This is a genomic window from Pseudomonas sp. MD195_PC81_125, from assembly GCF_014060985.1.
Classification (GTDB): Bacteria; Pseudomonadota; Gammaproteobacteria; order Pseudomonadales; family Pseudomonadaceae; genus Aquipseudomonas; species Aquipseudomonas parakoreensis.
Genome location: NZ_JABULD010000405.1, coordinates 1 through 3,796 on the forward strand (window position 1 = coordinate 1; position 3,796 = coordinate 3,796).

General features: G+C 61.2%; 1 protein-coding gene and 1 pseudogene. Both read left to right on the forward strand.

The features are described from left to right. The first annotated feature begins 179 nt into the window (after positions 1–179). Positions 180–2,336 carry a type I secretion system permease/ATPase gene (locus tag HT737_RS16530; RefSeq protein WP_131670823.1) on the forward strand — a complete coding sequence of 719 codons (2,157 nt, stop codon included), beginning with the start codon at positions 180–182 and terminating at the stop codon, positions 2,334–2,336. Beyond that, positions 2,326–3,694, forward strand: a pseudogene (locus HT737_RS16535) (HlyD family type I secretion periplasmic adaptor subunit). The gene HT737_RS16530 and the pseudogene HT737_RS16535 overlap by 11 nt, the downstream one beginning before the upstream one ends. The last annotated feature ends 102 nt before the right edge of the window (positions 3,695–3,796 follow it).

Consider the following 3,796-nt stretch of genomic DNA (forward strand, 5'->3'; position numbering starts at 1 on the left):
ACATTCAGTTATTTACTCAGTATCGAATCAAGGCGACCATGGGCGAGTTGCTCAAGAGCCAGGGAGTGGTCGCGCCGTTGGCATCCGTCGTGCAGAACGATGTGAAGCCGAAGGTCCAACTGCCCGGTATGAATTGAGCAGAACCTTCATTGTTCAATTGTTAGCCAAGAGTGCCGAGCGTGGAATCAGAAGTCAGTCGAGTTCAACTCATTCATGATCCGCGCGCGATGCACGACGATCCGTTACTGGATGGTCTGCTCGCTCTATGCATGTTGCACCAGAAGCCGGCCAGTGCGGCGATGCTCACCACCGGTCTGCCGCTGCCCAAGCAGCGCCTGAGCGTCGAGTTGCTGCCCCGCGCAGCGGCTCGCGCCGGGCTGCAGGGTCGGGTGCTGCAACGCAAGCTGGAAGAGATTCCGGCGATTGCCATGCCGGCGCTGTTGCTGCTCAAGGATGGCCGCAGCGCCGTCCTGCTCGGCTGGCAAGGTGACAACGAAGCCCGGGTGCTGCTCAGCGAAAGCGATGGCGGCGAATCGGTGGTCAGCCGCGAACTGCTGGCCGATGACTACACCGGCAAAGTGTTCTTCGCCCAGCCGCAGCACAAATTCGACGTCAACCACGGCACGCTGATCCCGCGAGCGCGCTCGTGGTTCCGCGACACCCTCAAGCGCTCGCGCTGGCTGTACGCCGATGCGATCGCCGCGAGTTTCCTGATCAACATCATCGCCATGGCCGCGCCGCTGTTCGTGATGAACGTCTACGACCGCGTGGTGCCGAACCAGGCCGAAGCGACCCTGTGGGTGCTGGCGCTGGGCATCACCGGTGCCTACATTTTCGATCTGATTCTCAAGAGCCTGCGCAGTCTGTGCCTGGATCTGGCCGGCAAGAAAACCGACCTGATCATCTCCGCGACGCTGTTCGAACGCATCGTCGGCATGGCCATGAAATACCGTCCGGCGCGGGTCGGCAGTTTTGCGCAGAACATCCATGAGTTTCAGAGCCTGCGCGACTTTCTCGCCTCGCTGACCCTGACCAGCCTGATCGACCTGCCGTTCACCATTCTGATCTTCATCGTCATCGCGATTCTCGGCGGGCATCTGGTGTGGATTCCGGTGCTGGCGTTCCCGATTGCCTTGTTGATCGGTTACGCGCTGCAGAAGCCGCTGGTCGCGACCATGGAGCGCACCATGGCCCTCGGCGCCGAGCGGCAGTCGAGCCTGATCGAAACCCTCGCCGGCCTCGACGCGGTCAAGGTCAACAACGCCGAAAGCGAACGCCAGTATCAGTGGGAACAGACCATCGGCACCCTCAGCCGCCTCGAGCTGCGAGTGAAAATGCTCTCCGGTCTGGCGATGAACATCACTCTGCTGATCCAGCAACTGGCCGGGGTGATCATGATCGTCTTCGGCGTGTACCAGATCATCGCCGGCAACCTGAGCATGGGCGGTCTGATTGCCTGCTACATGCTCAGCGGCCGCGCGCTCAGCCCGCTGGCGTCGCTGTCTGGTTTGCTGACGCGTTATCAGCAGGCGCGGGTGACCATGACGTCGGTTGACCAGATGATGGAGCTGCCGCAGGAGCGCAATTTCGAAGAGCGTCCGCTGAGCCGCAAGGTGTTGCAGGGCGCGATTGAGTGCCGTCAGCTGAACTTCACTTACCCGGAACAACAGAACCCGGCGCTGAAGAACATTAACCTGGTCATCCGTCCCGGCGAGAAGATCGGCATCATCGGCCGCAGCGGTTCGGGCAAAAGCTCACTGGCGAAACTGCTGGTGGGTCTGTATCAGCCGGACGACGGCGCGTTGCTGGTGGACGGCGTGGACATCCGCCAGATCGACGTCAGCGAGTTGCGCTACAACATCGGCTACGTGCCGCAGGACATCCAGCTGCTGGCCGGCACCCTGCGTGACAACCTGATCTCCGGCGCGCGCTACGTCGAAGACGAGCTGGTGCTGCAAGCCGCCGAACTGGCCGGCGTGCACGAATTTGCCCGCCTGCATCCGCAAGGTTATGAGCTGCAAGTCGGTGAACGCGGGCAGAACCTGTCCGGTGGCCAGCGGCAGAACGTTGCACTGGCGCGGGCGCTGCTGCTCAACCCGCCGATCCTTTTGCTCGACGAACCGACCAGCGCCATGGACAACACCGGCGAAGAACGCCTCAAGCAACGCTTGGCTGCCGTGGTTGAAAACAAGACCGTGGTGCTGGTGACGCACCGGGCCTCGCTGCTGTCGCTGGTCGACCGCCTGCTGGTGGTCGACCGTGGACAGATTCTTGCCGATGGCCCGAAAGCCGCCGTGATGGAAGCGTTGAAGAAGGGGCAGATCAGTGTTGCTTAAGTCGGGTGTCAAAGAGTCGATCCGCCGCTACTTCAAGGGTTCTGCCTCGCTGCAGGGCCAGCCGCTGCCGGAGGTCAACAAGGCGTTGATCGAGGACGCCCCGCGCGTCGTGCGCCTGACCATCTGGGCAATCATCGGCTTCTTCCTGTTCCTGCTGCTGTGGGCCAACTTCGCCGTGATCGACGAAGTGACCAAGGGCGACGGCAAGGCGATTCCGTCGTCGAAGATCCAGAAAATCCAGAACCTGGAGGGCGGGATCGTTTCGGAAATGTTCGTCAAGGAAGGCCAGATCGTCGAGGCCGGCGCACCGCTGATTCGCCTGGACGACACGCGATTTGCTTCCAACGTCGGCGAAACCGAGGCTGATCGCCTGTCGATGCTGTTGCGCGTCGAGCGCCTGAGCGCCGAGGTCGATGACCGTCCGCTGAACTTCCCGGAAGACGTGCTCAAAGCCGTGCCGGGTCAGGCGAAAAGCGAAAGAGTCGTTGTACATCAGCCGTCGTCAGCAATTGCATGACGAAATCGGTGGCCTGCAGGAACAACTGATTCAGCGTCAACAAGAACTGCGCGAATTCAGCTCCAAGCAAGCGCAATATCGTCAGCAACTGGGCCTGCAGCGCCAGGAAATCAACATGTCCGAACCACTGGTGGCGCAGGGTGCCGTATCGCCGGTGGAAGTGCTGCGCCTCAAGCGTGCCGAAGTCGAAACCCGTGGTCAGCTCGACGCCACCACGCTGGCCATTCCGCGCGCCGAATCGGCGATCAAGGAAGTACAACGCAAGATCGACGAGACGCGCGGCAAATTCCGCAGCGAAGCGCTGACTCAGCTCAACGAAGCCCGCACCGACCTGAACAAGGCCCAGGCCACCGGCAAAGCGCTGGAAGACCGGGTCAGCCGGACGCTGGTCACCTCGCCGGTGCGCGGCATCGTCAACAAGTTGCTGGTCAACACCATTGGCGGCGTGATCCAGCCGGGCAGCGACATGGTGGAAATCGTGCCGCTGGACGACACCTTGCTGGTCGAAGCCAAGATCCGCCCGCAGGACATTGCGTTCCTGCATCCGGGGCAGGAAGCGATCGTCAAATTCACCGCGTACGATTACACCATTTATGGCGGACTCAAAGCCAAGCTGGAGCAGATTGGCGCCGACACCATCACCGACGAAGACAAGAAAACCACCTACTATATGATCAAGGTGCGCACCGAGCGCAGCCACTTGGGCACCGATGACAAGCCGCTGCTGATCATTCCGGGGATGGTCGCGTCGGTGGATATCATCACCGGCAAGAAGTCGGTGCTGAGCTATCTGCTCAAGCCGATCATTCGGGCGCGGGCCGAGGCGCTGCACGAGCGTTGATGCTCTAGCGGTCTTTATGGCCTCATCGCTGGCAAGCCAGCTCCCACAGAGTTTTCGGTTGGAACACGATTGTGTGCTCGACATCGGAATCTGTGGGAGCTG